The 20264-nt window shown below is 66.4% G+C and carries 17 protein-coding genes; 11 read left to right on the top strand and 6 right to left on the bottom strand.

What is annotated here, in order from left to right:
* The first annotated feature begins 1 nt into the window (after position 1).
* The 5 genes from ACAM57_RS33660 to ACAM57_RS33640 are packed head-to-tail and all read left to right on the top strand — an operon-like array spanning position 2 to position 5221.
* Positions 2-370: a hypothetical protein gene (locus ACAM57_RS33660; RefSeq protein ID WP_369662542.1), complete on the top strand. Its 369-nt coding sequence runs from the start codon at positions 2-4 to the stop codon at positions 368-370.
* A 2-nt stretch (positions 371-372) separates the two neighbouring features.
* Positions 373-1443 carry a GTP-binding protein gene (locus tag ACAM57_RS33655; RefSeq protein WP_369662541.1) on the top strand — a complete coding sequence of 357 codons (1071 nt, stop codon included), beginning with the start codon at positions 373-375 and terminating at the stop codon, positions 1441-1443.
* A gap of 43 nt (positions 1444-1486) precedes the next feature.
* Positions 1487-2899, top strand: coding sequence for an MFS transporter (locus ACAM57_RS33650; protein ID WP_369662540.1), 1413 nt, complete (start codon positions 1487-1489; stop codon positions 2897-2899).
* A gap of 32 nt (positions 2900-2931) precedes the next feature.
* On the top strand, positions 2932-3888 hold the full coding sequence (locus tag ACAM57_RS33645; RefSeq protein ID WP_369662539.1) for a Bug family tripartite tricarboxylate transporter substrate binding protein: 957 nt from the start codon (positions 2932-2934) through the stop codon (positions 3886-3888).
* Between the two features lie 43 nt (positions 3889-3931).
* The gene (locus ACAM57_RS33640) at positions 3932-5221 is read left to right on the top strand and encodes a porin (RefSeq protein ID WP_369662538.1); all 1290 of its coding nucleotides are present in this window, start codon (positions 3932-3934) and stop codon (positions 5219-5221) included.
* A 124-nt stretch (positions 5222-5345) separates the two neighbouring features.
* Here ACAM57_RS33640 and ACAM57_RS33635 read toward each other — a convergent pair whose 3' ends face one another.
* The 3 genes from ACAM57_RS33635 to ACAM57_RS33625 are packed head-to-tail and all read right to left on the bottom strand — an operon-like array spanning position 5346 to position 8631.
* Positions 5346-6797 (bottom strand): APC family permease, encoded by a 1452-nt coding sequence (locus ACAM57_RS33635; RefSeq protein ID WP_369662537.1) that lies wholly within the window; start codon positions 6795-6797, stop codon positions 5346-5348.
* Positions 6798-6838: 41 nt separating this feature from the next.
* A complete protein-coding gene (locus tag ACAM57_RS33630; RefSeq protein ID WP_369662536.1) occupies positions 6839-7216 on the bottom strand; it encodes a nuclear transport factor 2 family protein in 378 nt (125 codons plus the stop codon).
* A gap of 59 nt (positions 7217-7275) precedes the next feature.
* Entirely contained in the window at positions 7276-8631 is a 1356-nt protein-coding gene (locus tag ACAM57_RS33625) for a flavin monoamine oxidase family protein (protein ID WP_369662535.1), read from the bottom strand.
* 327 nt (positions 8632-8958) lie between these two features.
* On the opposite strand from ACAM57_RS33625, the gene ACAM57_RS33620 reads away from it, so the two are divergent.
* Positions 8959-10281, top strand: a complete 1323-nt coding sequence (locus ACAM57_RS33620; RefSeq protein ID WP_369662909.1) for an aspartate aminotransferase family protein — start codon at positions 8959-8961, stop codon at positions 10279-10281.
* A gap of 34 nt (positions 10282-10315) precedes the next feature.
* On the opposite strand, the gene ACAM57_RS33615 is transcribed toward ACAM57_RS33620, so the two are convergent.
* Positions 10316-11056 (bottom strand): IclR family transcriptional regulator, encoded by a 741-nt coding sequence (locus tag ACAM57_RS33615; protein WP_176666459.1) that lies wholly within the window; start codon positions 11054-11056, stop codon positions 10316-10318.
* Positions 11057-11214: 158 nt separating this feature from the next.
* Between ACAM57_RS33615 and ACAM57_RS33610 the strand changes: the two genes are divergently transcribed.
* Positions 11215-11769, top strand: coding sequence for a GNAT family N-acetyltransferase (locus ACAM57_RS33610; RefSeq protein WP_369662534.1), 555 nt, complete (start codon positions 11215-11217; stop codon positions 11767-11769).
* Positions 11770-11787: 18 nt separating this feature from the next.
* Here the strand turns inward: ACAM57_RS33610 and ACAM57_RS33605 are convergent, their stop codons facing one another.
* The gene (locus ACAM57_RS33605) at positions 11788-13260 is read right to left on the bottom strand and encodes an APC family permease (RefSeq protein WP_369662533.1); all 1473 of its coding nucleotides are present in this window, start codon (positions 13258-13260) and stop codon (positions 11788-11790) included.
* Positions 13261-13414: 154 nt separating this feature from the next.
* Complete coding sequence (locus ACAM57_RS33600) at positions 13415-14377, bottom strand: helix-turn-helix domain-containing protein (protein WP_369662532.1); 963 nt, start codon at positions 14375-14377, stop codon at positions 13415-13417.
* A 293-nt stretch (positions 14378-14670) separates the two neighbouring features.
* Between ACAM57_RS33600 and ACAM57_RS33595 the strand changes: the two genes are divergently transcribed.
* The 4 genes from ACAM57_RS33595 (at position 14671) to ACAM57_RS33580 (ending at position 20177) form a co-directional block, all read left to right on the top strand.
* Complete coding sequence (locus ACAM57_RS33595; RefSeq protein WP_369662531.1) at positions 14671-16125, top strand: aldehyde dehydrogenase; 1455 nt, start codon at positions 14671-14673, stop codon at positions 16123-16125.
* A 38-nt stretch (positions 16126-16163) separates the two neighbouring features.
* Entirely contained in the window at positions 16164-16793 is a 630-nt protein-coding gene (locus tag ACAM57_RS33590) for a cytochrome b (protein ID WP_369662530.1), read from the top strand.
* Between the two features lie 272 nt (positions 16794-17065).
* Entirely contained in the window at positions 17066-18466 is a 1401-nt protein-coding gene (locus ACAM57_RS33585; RefSeq protein WP_369662529.1) for a DUF1329 domain-containing protein, read from the top strand.
* 46 nt (positions 18467-18512) lie between these two features.
* Positions 18513-20177 carry a DUF1302 domain-containing protein gene (locus tag ACAM57_RS33580; RefSeq protein WP_184641825.1) on the top strand — a complete coding sequence of 555 codons (1665 nt, stop codon included), beginning with the start codon at positions 18513-18515 and terminating at the stop codon, positions 20175-20177.
* Positions 20178-20264: the final 87 nt, after the last annotated feature.

The raw sequence follows: 20264 nt of genomic DNA, 5'->3' as shown, positions 1-20264 counted from the left end.
CATGGCCGACGAGGTCTCGCAGCGCGCCGACCGCCTGTTGTCGCTGTGGAGCGAACTGTCGATGCTCCATGTGGCGTTGGGCGGTGCCTGTGCTTGCGGCACAGGCGGCATCAGCCTGCGGCTCGATGACTTCGAACTCGACATCGTCGGCTACCTCGAAGACAACGGCCTGCGGTCAGGCATTGCGGAGGTGATCGATTTCTTCAGTGACCTGCAGAAGGCAGGGATGCCGTCGCAACCGTTGCGCCAGATTCTGGAAGACGCTCGCAACGACCAGCTCTCGGCGGCGGTGGCCGAATGGCTCCTGCCCAGGCTGGAGAAGACCTTGCGCTCCTTCGCAGAGCTGCACGGACCCAAGGCGCGGGGCTGACCATGGGCGGACATTTCTCCTCCTTGCTGGCCGAGCCTGAAGCGCTTGCCGCCCGGGTGCCGGTGACCGTGCTCACGGGTTTCCTCGGCAGCGGCAAGACCACGCTGCTGAACGCGCTGCTGCGCGAGCCTGAGCTCCATGGCGTCGCCGTCATCGTCAACGAATTCGGCGAAGTGGGGATCGACCACGACCTGATCGCGCAAGCCCATGACGACACCCTGCTGCTCGCCAACGGCTGCCTGTGTTGTGCCGTACGGGGTGATCTTGTCGACGCGCTGGGCCGGCTCGTCGCGCGAACGGATCGCCCATTGCGCCATGTGCTGATCGAAACCAGCGGCTTGGCCGACCCCGGTCCGATCATCCGTACGCTGACGGGCGACGCCGGAATCCGCGCGCGATTCGCACTGGGTCGGCTGGTGTGCACCGTCGATGCGGTGCTGGCCATGGGGACGCTGGACCGTCACCCGGAATCGGTTCGGCAGATCGCGATCGCGGATGACCTGTTCCTCACGAAGACAGATTTGCTGGAAGCCGCAGCACCTCCAACGGCCCTGCTCGAGCGCGTGCGTGGCATCAACGCCGCGGCGCCTTGGCGTACCAGCCGTGAGGAACAGCTGCGTTTGCTCGCTCATCTCGTTCGCACGGCCTCAGGCAGCAATGAGGATGTGAGCGACACGCCTTTCTACAGGCCGGCAGCGCAGGCCGCGCAGCCTGCCACACGGCACAGGGATGGCATCTCGTCGTTCATGGTGGTTCGCGACGTCGCGTTGCCGCGCGCTGCGTTTTCCGCCTGGCTGGACATGGTCATCGCGATGCGCGGGGAGGACCTGCTGCGCGTCAAGGGGCTGGTGCACCTTGCCGACGAGCCCGATCGCCCCATGGTCATCCACGGCGTGCAGCACCTCTTTGCACCGCCGCAATTTCTTGCGGCCTGGCCCAGCCCGGACCGGCGTACGCGGATCGTCTTCATTACCCGCGGCGTCGATGCGGAGTCTCTGGACGAGACATTGGACGTGATGGTGCGCCGGCATATCCGGCGAGACGGCCCCGGGTTGGCAGGCGCGCCGCCCTGATCCGCCGCTCCAACACTCAAACAGAAAAGATTCCGGAGACAAGATGACAGTCGATTCGACCCAGACGGGACAGAGCGGGGGCGCCATTCAACAGGCTGCCGGACTGCTGTTTCGCATCGAGAACGTGCCGTTCAGCCGCTGGCACACCAAGGCCCGCATCATCATGGGCAGCGCCACTTTCTTCGACGCGTTCGATGCGCTTGCATTGGCGTTCGTGCTGCCGGTCCTGATCGGGCTCTGGCACCTCTCGCCCCTGCAGGTGGGCATGCTGATCGCCTCTGGCTACGCGGGTCAGGTCATCGGTGCTCTCCTGTTCGGATGGCTCGCGGAACGCTACGGCCGGGTGCCGAGCGTCACCGCGACCGTGGCCCTCATGTCGGTGATGAGCATCGCATGCGCGACGGCCGGCAGTTTCGACGTGCTGTTTGCACTGCGCTTTTTGCAAGGGATCGGCGTCGGCGGCGAGGTGCCTATCGCGGCCGCCTACATCAACGAACTCTCCCAGGCGAAGGGACGCGGCCGCTTCTTCATCCTCTATGAACTGATCTTTCCTTTGGGGCTGCTCGCGGCGGCCCAGGTCGGCGCATTCGTTGTGCCTCGCTTCGGCTGGGAATACATGTTTCTCGCCGGCGGCATCCCGGGGCTGCTCATCCTGGTCTTCATGGCGCGTCTGCCGGAATCTCCCCGCTGGCTCACCTCGAAGGGAAGATTTGCCGACGCCGAGCGCGTGATCGCCGGCATCGAGGCGAGCACCACGAAGAGGAGCCTGGACATCACGCGAGAGAAGGACCAGGTCGCGGCGCGCGTTGCCGCCCTCGAGACCGGGTTGGCCAACACCCGAAAGGGATCGTGGAAGGAACTGTTCTCACCGCTGTACCGACCGCGCACGCTGGTCGTCTGGGTGCTGTGGGCATCCTCCTACTTTGTGGCCAACGGCATCAACAACTGGTTGCCCACGCTCTACCGCACGGTCTATCACCTGCCGCTTCAGGAGTCGCTGCGCATGGCGTCCCTGACGAATGTTCTCAGTACCTGCGCCGTGTTGGCATGCGCCTTGATGGTCGATCGCGTCGGCCGGCGCCGATGGGCGACCTCCAGCTTCCTGGTCAGTGGCCTGTTGCTGGGCCTCCTCGCCGCGATCGGGGCCGGCAGCCCTTGGTCGGTGGTGGTGCTGGCGTCCACGGCCTACGCGGTGATGGGAACGACCACCGTCCTGCTCTATCTCTACACGCCGGAGATCTACCCGACCCGGATGCGCGCGATCGGAACCGGACTGGCGACATCGTGGTTGCGCGTGGCATCGGCTACCGCTCCCGCCATCGTCGGGATCGTCCTGACTTCCCATGGCATCGCGACGGTCTTCCTGATGTTCGCGCTGGCCAACGTGGCCGGCTTCTTCGCGGCGCAGCGCATGGTCGAGACGGCCAACCGAGCGCTCGAGGAGATCTCGCCGTGACCAACCCAAAACCAAAACGAACTGGAGACGTGATGAAAATCCCAAGCCTGATTGCCCTCGCTGCGATCTTTGCGGCACCCGCGGGCGCGCAGACTGCCAAGTTCCCGGATCGAATGATCCGGATCATTGTTCCCTTTGCCGCAGGCGGCGGGGTCGACTCTACGGCTCGGCTGGTCGCCAACAGGTTGCAAACCCAGCTCGGTGTCTCGGTGATCGTGGAGAACCGCGCCGGCGCGAACGGTGTGCTTGGCGGCAAGGCAGTGCAGACAGCGGCCAACGATGGCTACACGCTGCTGTTCTCGGCGGCCACCCATGTCCTCGCCAAACAGGTGCTGAGCAACGCACCTTACGACCCGGTCGTCGATTTCGCCCCCGTGGCACGCGTCGCCGAGGCGCCGTTGATGCTGGTGATCGCGCCGCAACTCGAAGTGCAGAAGCTGCCGGAACTGCTCGCCGCCGCGAAGCAGACGACGTGGACGGCCGCGATCCCGGCGGCTGGCGCGCCGAGCCACCTGGCCACGCTTCTGCTGGCCAAGCAGGGCAACGTCACCTTCAGCCTCGTTCCCTACAAGGGCACGCAGCCCGCGCTGGTCGATGTCGCGGGTGGCCATGTGCAGCTGATGCTGGACTCGATGATCTCGGTGCTGCCGCTGGCGAAAGCCGGCCGCGTCAAGCCCGTCGCGATCACCTCGCCGAAACGCAGTCCGCTCGCGCCGGAGGTACCGACAGCGCAAGAAAGCGGGTTGCCCGGCTTGACCTATGCGTCCTGGTACGGCGTCTGGGCGCCGAAGGGCACGGCACCGGAGCGCGTGCAACTTCTCAACAAGGCGATCAACGCCTCGGTCAACGAGCTCACCAGATCCGGCGCATTCGCGGGCCTGGGCATCGACCCCGTGAGCCAGGACGCGGACCAATTCGCTCGGTACATCACAGGGTACGTAACCCAGAGCGCCGACCTCCTGAAAAGCGCGGGCTTCAAGCCCGAGTGACGTCCCTCTTGTTTTTTCCGACCACCAGAAAAAGGAGACATCCATGAAGACCGCCTTCGTGGCAACAGCGCTGCTGTCCTCTGCCGCCGCTGCTTCCGCCCAATCGTCCGTGACGCTTTTTGGCGTTGTGGACGCTGCCATCAGTCACTACACAGCTCGAAGCGAGTTCTACAACGACTCCGGCCGCATCGTGCCGCTCCCCGCAAATGGCAATGCGGTCACCCGCACTCAAACGGTCCTGTCCAATAGCGCCAACTCGAACAGCCGGCTGGGATTGCGCGGAACCGAAGACCTGGGCGGAGGCCTGGCCGCCAGCTTCTGGCTTGAATCTCCACTCGCCAACGATTCGGGTGCTGGCGGACTGACCAGCTTCTCGCGTCGCTCGACAATGAGTCTCTCCGGCGGCTTTGGTGAAGTCCGGCTCGGGCGCGATTTCACGCCGACCTTCTGGAACGACTCGGTGTTCAGTCCGTTCAGCACGATCGGCGTCGGGGCAAACGTCGTATCCACGGTAGGAACGAATCTGGCCATCGCCAGGGGACCGGGTTCCGCTGTCGCGGCTTCCGACAACTACCTGCGCGCCAGCAACAGCATCGGCTACTTCCTGCCGCCCAACCTCGGTGGCTTTTACGGCCAGCTGCAATATGCGCTGCACGAGAACGTTGCGCAGAGCGGCTTGCCTGGAAGCCCGACACGAAAAGGGCAGTTTGCCGGCGGGCGTTTCGGCTATGCCTCCGGACCTCTCGATGTCGCTGTGGCCTATGGGCAAAGCACCGCGGCGGATGCCACTGCCGTGAATGCGCTCGGACTCCCCACCGGCGTGGGAGCGAACGAAAAGATCAAGACGTTCAATCTCGGAGCCTCCTACAACTTCGGGGTTGTCAAACTCTTCGGTGAACTGTCGCGGGTCAGGGATCAGTCGACCACGACAGCGCCATCTGGTTTGGGGGCCCTGCTCATCGCCCGCGACGTCGACAAGTACAACGGTGGTCTCGTCGGGGTCACGGTTCCGGTGGGCCCCGGGTTGATCAAAGCAGCCTATTCCCGGGTCAAGTTCGACAACGACCTGGGGCCGCTGGCGACGCCATTCATGCCGCGTCGCGACGCTTACGTCAGCAAGCTCGCGATCGGATTCGAACATAACCTTTCAAAGCGGACCACACTGTATGCAACGGTTGCCTGGATCCGGGCAAAGGATGCGCAGAACAATGCCGCGATCATCGGCGCCGCCACCGGAACTGCGCCCTATCTGTCGACCGGTGCGGCGGGTGGTTCGGGCTACGCACCGAGCCGGTCTACGGGATACGACTTCGGGATCCGGCACGTGTTTTGAGGTGCGCCGACATTTGGGTGCGTTCCACAGTCACACTGGTCGGCTATCGATCGATCTCGAGTTCATCATTCGCATGCTCATCACGCTGATCTATAAGTTCCTTTCGGACCCAGTTGGCATGGCATCACTGCAGCCGGACCAGCGATGACAGCTGCGCAAACCGCTGCGGAGATCGGAAGCGCAGATGGAGCGCATAGATCGCCGCCAGCAATCCGGCTGCCAGCACGCTGAAGGCCAATGCGTAGCTCGGGCCGGCCGGCAGCCCTGACAGGAGCTGGACGTGGGTGATCATCTGCCACAGGAAGAACGTCAGCACGGCCGCGCTGATCACCGGTGCAAGCAGCGATCGCCACCGCGAGACCTTCATCGGATGCTTCCGGAAGAACGCGATGACGGCCAGCGCGGCGAGCACCTGGCAGGTCAACACGCCGATCGCCGACGGGACGCTCGCCCAGGGCAGGGCCTGGAGCATCGGATCCAGGCCCGCCATTGCACACAGCAGAACCAGCATCACCGATATGCACAGCGTTGCGGCGGACGCCACGTGCGGGGATCTGTGCCTGTGGTGCGTGCGGGACAGCCGGCTCCAGACAAGGCCGCAGACGGCGAGCGCGTGCCAGTATCTCGCCAGCACGTTCGTGAAACTCAGGACGGCGGCAAAGAGGCTGGTGATGACCAGCACCGCGCCGATCCTGGCTGCGGTGGGTCCGGCCAGGGTCGAGAACATCGACAGCCACATGCCGCCGGGGTCGCTTGTTGCCACGACCACCGCCTGCGAGAGGCCGAAATGGTTCAGCATCAGCAGGATGGACCCCGCATACAGAATGCCGATGAATGCGATCGACAGGTACATCGCTCGAGGCACCGAGCGTCGAGGGTCTCTGGCTTCCTGCGAGTAGATCGCCGCGGTTTCGAAACCCATGAACGATGCGACGACGAAGATCAGCGAAGGCCCGAACCCGGGGGTGAACACGGCCTGCGGCGAGAACGGCGCGAAGGACAGCGCGTGGCCGGCGAGCAGCAGGTTGAAGACTTCGAGAAGGTCCGCCAACAATATGGCGCCGACCTCCGACAGCATCAGGATCAGGAGCAGCCGCCCGCTGAACTCGATGCCGCGTACGCAAAGCAGGTGTGCGCCCACGGCGCAGCCCATTGCCCAGGCCCACCAAGGCGCGTCAAGGCCCAGTGAAGCCATCGCCATGTGGACGAAGTGCCCCAGCATCGCATAGCAGGCCAGCAGGATCGCGATGTACGACAACACCGCAATGCATGCGCCCCCGATGCCCGGAATGGTGCCCAGGCCCTTGGTGATGTAGGCGTAGAAGGCTCCGCCGTTCTCCACATGGGGACTCATGGCGCAGAAGCCGACGGCGAAGAGCAGATACGCGGCACAGACGATGGCGTAGGAGCCCGGAAGGCCGATGCCATTGCCCAGCGTGATGCTCACGGGTACACCGCCGCCCATGGAGGTCAGCGGACCATTCGTCGTGATCACCATCAGGAAGATGCCGAACCAACCGATCGCATCCCGCTTGAGGCCCGTGTGTTCCGCTGGCGGACTCGCTGGTTCAGACATCGCATGCTCCTTGCACATAAATCAGGGGTCTGGCCGCCGGCCTAGGAGGTACCGAAATCGCCCATGCCATACATGTCGGCCGCGATGACCCAGGAAGCCCCTTGCCTGCGCCAGGCCGTGAGAGATCGCAATGCGATCACCTCGCCGGCCGGCCCGTCTGCCGGCGGGGAAGTCCACTCCAGCCAGGTGACCGCCGCGCCTTCCGAGAGCTCCATCGTCCGCACGGAGCGAATCGAGAGCTTGGGCGTCATCTTGAGCATTTCCGTGAGCGCTGGCAGCAAGTCGGCACCCACGGTGATGCCGGGAGCGCCCTCGCCGCTGACGCTCGCGTCCGGCGCGAACATCTCCTGCTGCAGCAAACGAGCGTCGCCTTGGCGGCACAAGCTCTGAAGTCTTTCGATGGCCTGTTCCAGTGTCATTGCTTTGTTTTCCTTTGAAAAATGGTGTGTCGGATCGTGAGCTCTTGGGACTCTTGTTGCTACTGCGACCGCAAGAATTCGAGTGCATCCCTGGCACCTCGAATCCCGTCCTCGATCGCGCCGTCGATGAATCCTCTCCAGCCGGTGGCCCAATCGGTGCTGGCGAAAAAGAGCGGCGGTGCCTGGGTCTGGAGCGTTGCCAAAACCCTGGAGGTCTGGTTTGGCGAGAACCAGGTCCAGCCTCCCTTGGCATACGGGTCGTGCGTCCAATCGTGCGCAACGACCTCCTGCACATTGATTTCCGGTATGAATTTGCGCAGTTCTGCTTCGACCACGCGGATGTCCCGAAGGTCGACCGCATCGTCCGGCCCGAAGCCGACCAGGACGGACTTGCCGTCGACCTCGCGATCGGCAACCACCATGGTCAGCGGATTGGGATAAGGCGCAAAGCCGACCCACGCGCCGACATTGCGATCGACACGGGCGATGAATTTCGTGCCCGCGCAGACATGTCGTTCGCGATGTGCAGCCGAGCGTGGCTCCGGCAGCTTCGGCACGAAGTCGATGTCGCTCAACACGTTCATAGGAACCGCGGCGATCACCGCCTTGCATCCGACGGAAAAGCTCTTCGCCTGGATCCGGACCTTGCCTTCCACCGTTTCGATGCTGGAGACCGGCTCTCCGAGCGCCAGATCGGCATTCGAATCCTTCAGCAGCGCAAGCGCCAGTGCGGACGTGCCTTTCGCGATCTTGTAGCGCCCCAGACGCTTGAGCAGCGAGTCCGCCGAGTAGTCGCCCAGCGCCCACCAGCGCAGCTGGTCATACAGGCCGCCTTTTGCGGGATCGGTCGCGGCGTTCATGGAGATGAACGAGAGCAGCAGGTCGCGCTGCCGTCCGGAGACGGGCATGTCCCTGAATCGATCCGCCAGGCTCTGGCCATCGAAGTCCGACAGCAGGTTGGTGGAATCGACATGAGGGTTCGCGAATGCGATCCGGCCGTTCGCTCCATCCACATTGCAGTACGCGCTCAGCGCTGCGTCGAGGTCATTGCCCATCGCTTCCGCGGAGTCCGTCACCAGACCCTCGGCAGTCAGCAGGCTGATCGAATCGGCCGTGCCGCTGACGGACTCGGTGGTGTCCAGCCCGTATCGATGCAGCTCATTCCAAACGTATGGCTGGCCCCAGTGAACCCAGGTGCCGCCGACTTCGAATTTCTGGCCGTCCTGCTCCGCGGTGAAGGTCCGGCCACCGATTCGATCGCGCGCCTCGATGATGGCCACGCGCAGGCCCCTCAGGCCCAGCTCTCTGGCCGCCGTCAGGCCGGCAAACCCGGCGCCGATCACGACCACGTCGTAGTCGTCGTGCGGCAGGCCTTTTGCAGAAAGCGCCGCGGGCGAAGTCAGACCGCGGCTCAATGGGAGTCCTGGCTTGATGTTGAATCCGTCTGAAGTTTTTTTCACGGGATGAATGGATGGTGTTGTGTCGGGAATGGGCGCAATGATTGCGAATCCCGCCGGGTGCAAGTAGCCGAAATCGGCAAGCGCTGCGGGGCGCGTTGCGGGCCATCGGCAGGGCAGCGGACTTGCCGATTCGGGCTAACGGACTCCGGTGATCGATGCAACCATGACTGCAGCCGGCGTGCTGAACGCGCCAGCACTCAAGCACCCAGAGACTCAACGAGGCATGTTGTGACCGACATCGAATCCATTCTTGAAACCCTGCACTTCCCGGACGCACCGAAGATGGTTGCGGGCCCCTATCCCGGACCGCGCGCGGCCGAAGCCCTGGCGCTGTCTGCGCGCACCGAATCCATGGCGCGCGGCGGCGGCCGCATGCCGGTCGTGATGGACCGCGCCTTCGGCGCCACCTTCAAGGACCCTGACGGCAGCACCTTCATCGACCTGTCGGCCGGCGTAGGCGTGAGCAGCGTGGGCCGCTGCCATCCCAAGGTGCAGAAAGCGATCGTCGAGCAGTCGCAGCAGCTGATGCATGCGATGGAGGTCAACAGCACCCGCCGCACCGAGCTGGCCGCGCGCCTGTCGGCCCTGATGCCCGAAGGGCTGCGCGACGACTGCATCACCTTCTTCGCGCAAAGCGGAAGCGATGCGCTCGAAGCGGCGGTGAAGTTCGCGCGGCGCGTGACGGGCCGCCACCAGATCATCGCCTTCCACGGCGGCTATCACGGTGTGTGGCATGCGTCGAATGCGCTGACCACGGGCACGGCCTACCGCAAGGGTTACGGGCCGTTCATGGGCGGCGTGATCCATGCGCCCTACCCGTACGCCTATCGCTTCCCGTTCGACACCACCCACAAGTCGGCGGAACAGATCGCCGGCGAATACGTGGACTACCTGCTGAACACGCCCTACACGGCCGCCGACGACGTGGCCGCCGTGATCGTGGAGCCGGTGCAGGGCGAAGGCGGGTATGTGCCGCCTTCACCCGAGTTCCTGCAACTGCTGCGCAAGGCGTGCGACCGCAGTGGTACGCTGCTGATCGTGGACGAGGTGCAGTGCGGCGCGGGCCGCACGGGCCGCATGTGGGCGGTGGAGCACACGGGCGTCAAGCCCGACATGCTGACCTTCGGCAAGGGCATTGGCGGCGACGTTCCCATGGCCGGCATCGCCATGCGCAGCGACCTGGCCGCGCGCATTCCCGATGGCTCGGTCCCCAACACCTTCGCGGCGAACTCGCTGTCGGCCGCGGTGGCGCTCACCAACCTCGAGATCCTGCACGACCCCGAACTGGGGCTGATGCCGCGTGCCGAAGCGCTGGGCCAGGAGGTGCAGGAACGGGTGCGCGGCTTCCAGAGCCCGTACGTGGGCGAAGTGCGCGGCAAGGGCCTGATGATCGGTATCGAGCTCGTCGAGGACAACACCACCAAGGAGCCGCTGGCGCCGGAGAAAGTCGGCCGGATCATGGAGTACGTGCTCGGCCACGGCGTGCTGATGGTGCCCTGCGGGCGCTATGGCAACGTGATGCGCGTGATGCCGTCGCTGACCATCTCGAGGCGGCTGCTGCACCGCGCGCTGGATGTCTTCGGCGAGGCGCTGGCCTCGCTGTGAACCGGCCGTGCCGCGCACGGCTTGTCCGCTTCGCCTACTGCTGGGCGATGCGGGCCGTGAGCTCCGACGCGGCGGTGGTCACCAGCGTGCACAGGTAGCTTTCCTGGAAGGCCCTGAAGCGCTCGTTGCGTCCCACCAGGGTCATGCTGCCGAGCACACGCTGCTTCTCGTCGAAGATCGGCGCGGCCACGCCCGTGCGGCCCGGATGCAGTTCGCTTTCGCTGATGCAGTAGCCCTGCTTGCGGATCGCCAGCAGGCCCTTGGAAAAAGACTTCCATTCAAGCCCCTGCTGCTGCCCCTCGGGCGTGCTGGCATGGGCATCGAAGACGCGGCGGATCTGCCTCGGCAGCAGGTAGGCCAGCACCACGCGCGAGGTCGCGCTGTGGAACAGGTCGATGGGGCGGCCGCGGCCTCCGCCCACGGGCCCGGGGTCGGGGCCGCGCCGGATCAGCACGTTGACCACCGAGTCGCCGTACCACTCGCTGATCACGGCATCCAGGCCCGTCTCGGCCACGAGCTTCTCGACGAGATCGCGGCTGCGCACCAGCACCGGGTCGTAGTCGGTCATCTGGTGCTCCAGCGCGATGATGCGCGGCCCCAGCGCATAGCCGCGGGGCAGGCGCACGAGGAGGCCGGCATCGCCGAGTTCGCGCAGGTAGCGGTAGGCACTGGCGGGCGTGTAGCCGAGCTGGTTGCAGATGATCTCGACGTCGATGACCGGCTGGTCGGGCCGGAAGAGATCGAGGACATCGAGCATGCGGCGAAGGCTGTTCATCGTCTGGGAAGGCTGCGGTCGTGAAACAAGAAATCGTACGGGCACGCGAAGGCGTGGCGCCCTTCATTGTCGGGCACCATCCGTGGACCTGATCGAGGCCCGCGGCGGTGCCGGATCCCCGAGGCACAGACACCTGAGACAGGACGCAAGTAAAGACCATGCCCCTTGACCTTGAGAAACCCATCCACACGCCGAGGCTCGTCCTCCGGCGCTTTCGCGAGCAGGACGCGGCGGACCTGTTCGACTACCTGCATGCACCGACCGCGAGCTGCTTCCTGTCGCTCGCGCTCGCGGACCTCGAAGCCGCGCGGGCCGAGGCCCGAAGACGCAGTACCGACGGCGAGCACGTGGCTGTGTGCCTCCAGGAACCGGGTCAGCTCATCGGCGATCTGTTCGCCATGCAGGAGGAAGACACTTTCTCGGTCGGCTGGAACCTCAACCCGCGTTTCGGTGGCAGGGGCTACGCCCAGGAGGCAGCCTCGGCGCTGTTCGCCCATCTCTTCACTGCCCGCGCCGCCCGCCGGCTCTATGCCTACGTGGAGGACCACAATGCTGCCTCCCGGCGGCTGTGCGAGAAGCTGGGCATGCGCGCCGAAGGGCTGTTCCTGGAGTTCATCTCGTTCCAGAACGACGCGCAGGGCGAGCCCATCTACGAGAACACCATGCAGTACGCGATCCTGCACAAGGAATGGCTGCGCGCTTCATCGGCTTGACGGGCGCCACGCCGGCGCTCAGCCGCGGTCCTGGCCCAACGCGGCAAAGCGCTGCGGATCGCGTCTCGCCAGCCGCGATGCGGCCAGCCAGCCGGCCGCCGCGGCCAGGAGCACGGTGACCACCAGGGCCGCGGAAATACCCCGGCTCGCGCCGGTGAGCACATGGAAGTTGCCGACGGCCAGCACCAGCACCACCAGCAAGCCCGCGCACGCCAGCAGCGGCAGCACGCGGATCCGTAGTCGGCCATAACCGTGCGAGTCGGCCCGGAAGAAGCGCACCACCGCCACGGCCGTCGCGATCATCAGCACCAGCAGGCACAGCGTGGCCAGGTTGCTGAGCCAGGCGAATTGGGTCAGTACCGGGTCGGCGCCCAGCAGCGCGAACAGGCCCACCGCGACGGCGCTCAGCACCGTCTGCAGCACCGAGGCCACATGCGGGCTGCGGTGGCGCGCATGCGTCCAGCCCAGGCGAGCGGGCATCAACCCCTCGCGGCCCATCGCGTAGAAATAGCGCGCGCTGGAGTTGTGGAATGCGATGAGCCCCGCATAGATGCTGGCGATGAACATCAGGCGCAGCAGCGCCGTGAGGCCATGGCCCGCATAGGTGTCCGACAGCAGGTACAGCAGGTTGGTCGGATCGGCCAGCCCGGTGATGGTGGTCACCACCCGGTCGCTGCCCGCACCGAGCACCAGGCACCACAGCGAGAAGGAATAGAAGCCCCCCACCAGCAGCAGCGCCGCATAGGTGGCGATCGGAATGCTGCGCTTCGGGTCCCTGGCCTCCTCGCTGTAGATGGTGGTCGCCTCGAAGCCGATGAAGGCCGCGAAGCAGAACAGCAGGCCGATGAAGGGGTTGCCGCTGGTGAAGGCCTCGGGAGTGAAGGAGTGCGCATCGATGCCGTGGGCGCCGCCTTTCGACAGGATCAGCACGTCCAGTGCCAGCACCGCCAGGTATTCGGCCACCACGAAGCCCGCGAGCACCCGCGCCGAGAAGTCGATCTGCCGGTAGCCGAAGACCGCCACGCTGGCCAGGGCGGCGAAGGCGCAGGCCCACCACGGCACCGCCAGGCCGAACTGCGCCTGCAGCGTCTCGGACGCCACCGCGCCCAGCATGCCGTAGAGGCCGAACTGCAGCGTGACGTAGCCGAACACGGCCACCATGGCCGCCGCCCCGCCCGCCCTGCCGCCCAGGCCGCGCGCCACCATCGCATAGAAGCCTCCGGCGCTGGTCACGCAGGTGGCCATGGCGGTGTAGCCGGTCGCGAACATCAGCAGCAGGCCGAGGGCCACCAGCACGAGCACCGGCGTGCCGGCGCCGTTGCCCAGCATCATCCCGATTGGGAAGCCGCCTGCCACCACGCTTAGTGGACTCGCGGCTGAGATGACCAGCAGCGTGATGAAGCCCGCGCTCAGCGTGCCGCGGCGCAGGCTGGTGGCGTGAGGGGGGCGCGTTTCCTGGGCAGGCGTCATCGCGGGGGTCAGCGTTTCCATGGTGCGTCGCAATGCATGCCGCGCGCGGACGCGTGCAGCGGGGAGAGAGAAAGAAGGCCGTGCACCAGAGTGCTGGCCGCCGAGAGGGGCAGTCTAGGAAGGCATGCGTGCGCAGCGGTATCCCGGATCGGCAATCCGGACGCTTACGCCTTCCTCAGGCGTCATGCCACTTCGCCGCCCGCGGCGTCTGCGACGGCAATTCGCCGAAAAGCTCCTGGTATTCGGCCGCGAAATGGCTCAGGTGGAAGAAGCCCCACTGCCCCGCCGCATCGCCCACGGTCAGGTCACCGGCGCGGCTGCCCATCAGGGCGCGCCGCACCCCGTTCAGGCGCACCGAGCGCAGGTAGCTCAGCGGCGTGGTGTCCGCCACCGCGCGAAAGCTGTTCTGCACCGTGCGCCGGCTGACCTGCAAGCGCTCGCACAGCTCCATCACGCTGGGGGCGCTCATGGTCTCGGCCATGGCCATCCGGTGGCACTTCTCGACGATGAAGTCCTGGGTGGAACTGCCGCTGCGCTGGTGCCGGTCGCAGGCCGGATCCATCACCAGCCGCAGCAGCTCGCCCAGCAGCGCGTGTTCCAGTTCGTCCTGCCGCGCGGGCGTGCCGCTCATCTCATCGTTGACCAGGGCCTCGGAGAATATCGCCAGCAGGCGCTGGCGGCATTCGACGAAGCGCTGCTGCGGCACCTTGATGACGGGCTGGCGCAGCAGCCGGGCGATGTCGTCGGCGAACGGCACCTCCCGGAGCGTGGCGTCGAAGAAGGCTCGGTCGAAGGCGATGGACAGAAGGTCCATCCCGGTGGGCATGTGGCACATGAACTCCTCGCCGCCGCGCAGGAAGTAAAGGCTGCTGCCGTCCGCATCGCGCCCCTGCATCCGGACGGTCCCCGGCATGGAGATGGGGACCGCAAAGCACACGCTGTCGCGGGGTGCTTCGCCCTGCTGCACAACGCGCTTGTTGATGCGCTCGCGAAAAGCGTGGCAGTGTTCGCTGGACAATTGCTGCAGCGAGCTCTCCAGTGCGCCCGACGCGAGCTGGCTGTAGACGAGCTGGCTCCAATGAGCGACTGATGCGGCATGCGCATGCACGTCCTGGAAGTGGTGGATGCTTCGGTTCATGGTGCGGAGTCCTCGATCTGGAAGGGCTGCGTCGATCAACAGATATGCACTTTTCTCAGATAGGGAAAATTCTGCATTTTTCATGCCTGACGCCAGACAGGGGAAACCCGATGGATCCCGCCGCGAAGCTGATCTTCTGCTTGCTTGATTTGTTCACAGCAACAATCGTGCACACATGCCGCAAGCCAACTGCACCCTTGCGGTGCGTCGTTGTCGCGCACCGTTGCTGATTTGGGCTAACGCCGCACGGCGCCCTCCCGGACACTGCGGCCGCTCGAACATCCGCAGACACCATGACCCAGAACCTCAAGCATTTCATCGAAGGCGCCCACGCCGAAGCCTCTGACGGCGCACGCATGCGCCTTGTCAGCCCCGTGGACGAACATGAATACGGCAGCGCCGCGCGCGGCACCGCCGAAGACGTCGACCGCGCCGTGGCTGCGGCCCATGCCCAGCTCGAAGGCGGCGCCTGGAGCCGGCTGCACGCGGGCCAGCGCGCCCAGCTGCTGCTTCGCCTTGCCGACCTGGTCGAGCGCGACACGGCCCTGCTTGCCGACATGGACGCCAACGCCATCGGCCGCTCGCCGATGGAGCCGCGCATGATGGACGTGCCCAACGCCGTCGCCAACCTGCGCGCGGCCGCCGGCTGGACCAACCAGCTCGAAGGCCGCACGGTGCCCACCGGGGGCTACATGGGCACGCCCACGCTGTCGTACACGCTGCGCGAGCCGGTAGGCGTGGTCGGGGCCATCGTGCCGTGGAACTCGCCGCTGATGATCACCGTGTGGAAGCTCGCCGCCCTGCTCGCCGCCGGATGCACCGTGGTGGTCAAGCCCGCCGAGGAAACGCCCCAGTCCGCCCTGCACCTCGCGCGGCTGGCACAGGAAGCGGGCTTTCCCGATGGCGTCATCAACGTGGTGACCGGCTTCGGCGACGTGGTGGGCCGCGCGCTGTGCGAGCACCCGCTGGTCGCCAAGATCAGCTTCACCGGCAGCCCCGAGGCCGGCCGCGCCATCCAGCGCATCGCCGCGCCGCTGTTCAAGCGCGTCACGCTGGAGCTCGGCGGCAAGAGCCCGCAGATCGTGTTCGACGATGCCTCGTTCGACGACGCGCTGCGCGGCTGCGCCATGGGACTTTTCGTCAACCAGGGGCAGGTGTGCGCCGCGGGCTCGCGCATCCTGGTGCAGCGCAGCCTCGCGAAGCCTTTCGCGCAGGCGCTGGCCGAGGCCGCCCGCGCCGTCACTGTCGGCGACCCGCGCCAGGCCGGCGTGCAGATGGGGCCGGTGGCCAAGAAGGCGCAGTTCGAACGCGTCAACCGCTACATCCAGCTCGGCCAGGACGAAGGCGCGGTGCTGCTGGCCGGCGGCGTCTCCCGGCCTAAGAAGGGCTGGTTCGTGCAGCCCACCATCTTCGCCGAGGCCACCAACCGGATGACCATCGCCCGCGAGGAGATCTTCGGGCCGGTGGGCACCGTGATTCCCTTCGACACCGAGGAGGAAGCCATCGCGCTGGCCAACGATTCGTCCTACGGGCTGGCGGCCACTGTGTGGACCACGCAGCTCGCGCGGGCGCACCGCGTGGCCGCGCGCGTCAAGGCCGGTGCCGTGGGCGTCAACTGCTGGAGTCCGCTGGACGCCAACCTGCCCTGGGGCGGCCTCAAGACCAGCGGCATCGGCCGCGAGGGCGGGCTGCCCGGCGCGCTGGCGTACACCGAGGAGAAGGTCGTCACCGTCCTGCTGCCGGCCTGAGGCCCGGCCTCACAATGCACCAGACAAGGAATCCTGACATGGGTTGGCGCAACACGATCGACGCCTGGGGCCGGGCCTCGATGCTCTTTCACTGGGCCACGGCCGCGGCCTTCATCACTGCCTACGTGGTCGTGTACTACGTGATCTGGTTCGTCGATCCGCAGACCAGCATCAAGCCGGCGCTTTTTGGCACCACACCCAATGCCGAACGGGTCGTGCCGCTGCTCAACATCCATTGGGTGCTGGGCCTGTCCATCGGCTTTCTCACGCTGCCCAGGCTCGTGTGGCGCATCGCCGGCGGCGTGCCGCGGCATGTCGCCGGCTCGCGCCTGGAGCGCTGGTCGGCCGACGCGGCGCACTGGGCGCTCTACGCCATCCTGATCCTGATGCCGCTGTCGGGCTACATGACGACCTACGACCCGACCGACTTCGGGCTGTTCGTGATCCTGGCCTGCCGCGACACCGCCTTCGCAGCCGCAATTCGCGGCGCATTCGACCTTTCCGTGGCGCAGCTGGAAGATGCGGCCTGGGCGGTGCACAGCTTCATCGGTGCCTGGCTGGCCTGGCCGCTGGTGGTGCTGCACGTCGGGGCCGCGCTGCTGCACCACTTCGTGCGCAAGGACGCCGTGCTGCGGCGCATGCTGCCGCTGCGTCGCAGCACCGGCTGATCCACCCCCCTCCGCTACCCGACCCGCACCACGACACACCGCATTGCGGTGCGTTGCGTTGCGGCGTGGTGCGGCGTCGTGCAGCCACGCCGGGAGCGGCGCGATCGCGTGGCCGCAAGCAGATGCCGATCTCGGATAACGGCCAGCGCCGCCTCCCTTCGATAGTCCAAAGACCCCACTGCCGGTTGGTAAAGCGGGCATCGGCGCAGCCCGGTCACGGTCCGGGCGATCCGGATCCACACACCTCGCCTCTTCATCTTTCAGGAGTTCCCATGACCCAGCACTGTGCAAGAACCCTTCGCCCTTTCGCCCTGGCGGCGGCCATCGCCGCCGGCCTGCTCTGCCCCGGTTTCTCCGCCATGGCCGCGCCCGACGCGGCCCAGCTCGACAAGCTCACGCCCTCGGGCGCCCAGCGCGAAGGCAACGCCGACGGCAGCATTCCCGCCTGGCAGGGCGCGGAGCCGCCGCTGGCCGGCTGGGAGTGGGGCAAGCTGCGGCGCGACTTCTGGAAGCACAAGGACGAGAAGCCGCTGTTCACCATCGATGCGGCCAACGTCGACAAGTACGCCGACAAGCTCTCGGCCGGCCAGGTCGCCATGCTCAAGCAGCGCAAGGACTACCGCATGGACGTCTATCCGTCGCACCGCACCTGCGGCGTGCCGGACTTCGTGGCCGCCAACACGCGCAAGAACGTGGGCACCGCCCGTCTCAACGACGACGGCTGGAGCCTGAAGGAGGCGACGGTGCCGGGCTATCCATTCCCCCTGCCCTCCAATGGCGTGGAGGCGATGTGGAACTCCAAGATGCGCTACCGCGGCGTGGGCGTCGACTACAAGGGCACCATCACCGCCGTCTCGCCGCGCCGCGGCAGCACGGAGTGGATCCGCGCCGACTCGGAGCAGACGGTGTTCATTCCCTCGGGCGCCAAGGGCTCGCAGCAGCTGTCCTCGCTGCCGCCGGTGGAGTTCTATGTGTACTTCGGCTACACCTCGCCCGCCGCGCTGGCCGGGCAGGCCCTGGCGATCACCCAGTACATGAATCAGGCCGAGAACGAGACCTTCTACTACTTCCCCGGCCAGCGCCGCGTGCGCCGCATGCCGACCTACTCGCACGACTCCCCGCAGATCGGCATGGAGAACCAGTACACGCTGGACGAACCGCAGGTCTTCAACGGCGCGCTCGACCGCTTCGACTGGAAGCTGGTGGGCAAGAAGGAGATCTACGTTCCCTACAACGCCTTCGGCGCCTATGACTTCAAGGCCAAGTTCGAGGACGTGGCGCGCGACGACTTCATCGCACAGTCGCATCGCCGCTACGAGCTGCACCGCGTGTGGGTGGTGGAGGCCACCGTCAAGGCCGGCATGCGCCATTCGGCGCCCAAGCGCACCGTCTACCTCGACGAGGACAGCTGGGCGCCGCTGCTGATGGACGACTTCGACGGGCAGAACAAGCTCGCCAAGATGCGCGAGGGCTTCCTCATCCCGGTGTACGAGACGGGCTCCTGCGACGCGATGGCCATGGTGCAGAACAACCTGGCCGAGGGCCGCTACGTCTTCGACACGCACACCGTGGGCGTCGGCAAGGACATCCGCTGGTTCACCGAGCCGACCGGCCCGCGCATGCGTTCGGGCTTCTACACGGCCGACAACCTGCGCGCCATCAGCGAGCGCTGAGCGTCGCGCTTCGAACGACGACAACAAGCCCCGAGGAGAAGAACCGATGAACTTCACCGCCCGCCCCTCCAGCACCCTCGCCCGGCTGAGCGCCGTGCCCGCCGCCTGCCTGCTCGCCGCGACGGGGGCCGCTCATGCCTTCACCTTCGAGACCGACAACGTTCGAGGGAGCTTCGATTCCACCATCACCATCGGCACCGGCATCCGCGTCAAGGACCCCTCCTGCACGCTCGTCATCCAGGGTGCGGTGGGCGTCGGCGCACCCGCCGGCTGCCTGGCACCCACCTCGTCGATGGGCGACCAAGGCAACTTGAACTACCGCAAGGGCGATGCCTTCACCACCTACGTCAAGGGCAGCCACGAGCTGCTCCTGAAGATGCCCGATGACATCACCTTCCTCGGGCGGGTGAACTGGGTCCGCGACCTCACGGCCACCCACACCACCGGCTACACCAGCGCCGCCGCGACGCAGTACCTGCCCGACGGCCTGGCCAGCGACGCGCGCAGCGACCTGCGCTTCAAGGCCCGGCTGCTGGACTTCTGGGTGAGCAAGACCTTCCAGCTCGGCGGCGAAACGGCGCGCGTGCGTGTGGGCAACCAGGTGATCAGCTGGGGGGAAAGCCTCTTCCTGCCCGGCGGCATCAACGCGACCAACGCGCTGGACATCATGCGGCTGTCGCAGCCCGGCACGCAGCTGAAGGAGGCGGTGCTGCCCGCGCCCATCGCCAGCTTCGCCACGGGCCTGGGCCACGGCCTCAACTTCGAGGCCTACGTGCAGGCGCGCTGGAACGGCAACTACATGGCACCCACCGGCTCCTACTGGTCTGTGGCCAACGGCATGGGCAAGGGCCACGACGCCTACGGCCTGATCGAGACGAAGCCGAAGAACGGCGGCCAGTGGGGCACCGCCCTGAAGTGGCAACCCGAGGGCACGCAGCTGAACCTGGGTGCCTACGTGATGAACTACAACGACAAGTCGTTGAACTTCAGCACCAATGCGGGCGGCACCGGCCGCGCGGGCTGGGCCTACCCGGAGAACCGCCGCCTCTACGGCCTGAGCGCCAACATGCCGGTGGGCGACTGGTCGGTGGGCACCGAGCTGTCGTACCGTCCGCGCGATGCCGTGGCACTGAACCCGGCGGCGAGCGGCTGCTCGTTCAACCACGGCAACTGCTGGGTCGACGAGAAGAAGCTGCAGTGGCACCTGACCGGCATGCTCAGCCTCACGCCGAGCAATGCAGGCGGCGTGCTGCGCGCCCTCGGCGCGGACACCGCGACGCTGATGGCCGAGGCCGTGGTGGTGCGCTATCCCAACCTCAAGAAGTACTACGGGTCCGATCCGATCGCTGCCGGTGCATGGGGCTGGGGCCAGGAGTTCAGCGCCGCGGGCACGCCGCAGCCGGTGGGCTCGAAGACGGCGTGGGGCTACAACTTGGACTTCAGCTGGGTCTACGACGGCTCGCTGATTCCAGGCTGGCAGGTGATTCCCGAGGTGTACTACTTCCAGGCCGTGAAGGGGCGCACGCCCAACGGCGCGGGCCAGCTGATGGAGGGCGCCAAGTCCGTCAACCTGGTCGTGACCTTCGTGCAGAACCCGGCGAAGTGGCAGGCCTCGATCAACTACGCGGCCTTCTTCGGCGGCAAGCGCGTGTTCGACCAGCCCTATCGCGACCGCAACTTCGTGGGCCTCACCCTGTCGCGCAACTTCTGACCCGGCGCGCCGTGCACCGCCCGCGCGGCGGTGGCGGCGCCGCCTGCTGAAAGCAATCCGTGTCCGATTCCAACCACGCCCCTGCCT

Source organism: Variovorax sp. V15 (genome assembly GCF_041154425.1).
GTDB lineage: Bacteria > Pseudomonadota > Gammaproteobacteria > Burkholderiales > Burkholderiaceae_C > Variovorax > Variovorax guangxiensis.
Note: the sequence above shows the minus strand (reverse complement) of the source record. Positions and strands in the feature narration are given on the sequence as shown.

Bases quoted from the DNA above. Each gene is read 5' to 3' on its own strand.
- ACAM57_RS33660 (WP_369662542.1), top strand. From the start codon at position 2: ATGGCCGACGAGGTCTCGCAGCGCGCCGACCGCCTGTTGTCGCTGTGG.
- ACAM57_RS33655 (WP_369662541.1), top strand. From the start codon at position 373: ATGGGCGGACATTTCTCCTCCTTGCTGGCCGAGCCTGAAGCGCTTGCC.
- ACAM57_RS33650 (WP_369662540.1), top strand. From the start codon at position 1,487: ATGACAGTCGATTCGACCCAGACGGGACAGAGCGGGGGCGCCATTCAA.
- ACAM57_RS33645 (WP_369662539.1), top strand. From the start codon at position 2,932: ATGAAAATCCCAAGCCTGATTGCCCTCGCTGCGATCTTTGCGGCACCC.
- ACAM57_RS33640 (WP_369662538.1), top strand. From the start codon at position 3,932: ATGAAGACCGCCTTCGTGGCAACAGCGCTGCTGTCCTCTGCCGCCGCT.
- ACAM57_RS33635 (WP_369662537.1), bottom strand. From the start codon at position 6,797: ATGTCTGAACCAGCGAGTCCGCCAGCGGAACACACGGGCCTCAAGCGG.
- ACAM57_RS33630 (WP_369662536.1), bottom strand. From the start codon at position 7,216: ATGACACTGGAACAGGCCATCGAAAGACTTCAGAGCTTGTGCCGCCAA.
- ACAM57_RS33620 (WP_369662909.1), top strand. From the start codon at position 8,959: ATGGTTGCGGGCCCCTATCCCGGACCGCGCGCGGCCGAAGCCCTGGCG.
- ACAM57_RS33615 (WP_176666459.1), bottom strand. From the start codon at position 11,056: ATGAACAGCCTTCGCCGCATGCTCGATGTCCTCGATCTCTTCCGGCCC.
- ACAM57_RS33610 (WP_369662534.1), top strand. From the start codon at position 11,215: ATGCCCCTTGACCTTGAGAAACCCATCCACACGCCGAGGCTCGTCCTC.
- ACAM57_RS33605 (WP_369662533.1), bottom strand. From the start codon at position 13,260: ATGGAAACGCTGACCCCCGCGATGACGCCTGCCCAGGAAACGCGCCCC.
- ACAM57_RS33600 (WP_369662532.1), bottom strand. From the start codon at position 14,377: ATGAACCGAAGCATCCACCACTTCCAGGACGTGCATGCGCATGCCGCA.
- ACAM57_RS33595 (WP_369662531.1), top strand. From the start codon at position 14,671: ATGACCCAGAACCTCAAGCATTTCATCGAAGGCGCCCACGCCGAAGCC.
- ACAM57_RS33590 (WP_369662530.1), top strand. From the start codon at position 16,164: ATGGGTTGGCGCAACACGATCGACGCCTGGGGCCGGGCCTCGATGCTC.
- ACAM57_RS33585 (WP_369662529.1), top strand. From the start codon at position 17,066: ATGACCCAGCACTGTGCAAGAACCCTTCGCCCTTTCGCCCTGGCGGCG.
- ACAM57_RS33580 (WP_184641825.1), top strand. From the start codon at position 18,513: ATGAACTTCACCGCCCGCCCCTCCAGCACCCTCGCCCGGCTGAGCGCC.